Raw genomic sequence first — 509 nt, 5'->3', positions numbered from 1 at the left:
GCGCCGACGGTACGGCCGCCTTCACGGATAGCGAAGCGCAGACCTTCTTCCATCGCGATCGGGTTGATCAGCTTGACGGTGATCGACACGTTATCGCCTGGCATGACCATTTCTTTGTCTGCTGGCAACTCGATCGAACCGGTTACGTCCGTCGTGCGGAAGTAGAACTGTGGACGATAGTTGTTGAAGAATGGCGTATGACGGCCGCCTTCGTCTTTCGACAGAACATAGATCTCGCCGGTGAAGTGGGCATGCGGCTTGATCGAGCCTGGCTTGGCCAGCACTTGACCACGTTGCACGTCTTCACGCTTGGTGCCGCGCAGCAGCAGACCAACGTTGTCGCCAGCTTGACCTTGGTCCAGCAGCTTGCGGAACATTTCCACGCCGGTGCAAGTCGTTTTGACGGTATCGGTGATACCGACGATTTCGATCTCTTCGCCGACTTTGACAATGCCGCGCTCGATACGACCGGTCACAACGGTACCGCGACCCGAGATCGAGAACACGTC

At 57.4% G+C, this 509-nt stretch carries 1 protein-coding gene; it reads right to left on the bottom strand.

The window, feature by feature from the left end; all coding sequences use genetic code 11:
* The coding region (locus IGS55_RS27830; protein ID WP_268992087.1) for an EF-Tu/IF-2/RF-3 family GTPase at window positions 1-509 on the bottom strand (509 nt) is incomplete at both ends.

The sequence above is a fragment of the Janthinobacterium sp. EB271-G4-3-2 genome, assembly GCF_020858035.1.
GTDB lineage: Bacteria > Pseudomonadota > Gammaproteobacteria > Burkholderiales > Burkholderiaceae_D > Janthinobacterium > Janthinobacterium aestuarii.
The sequence above is the reverse complement of the archived record's forward strand: the minus strand, read 5'-3'. Positions and strand labels throughout refer to the sequence as shown.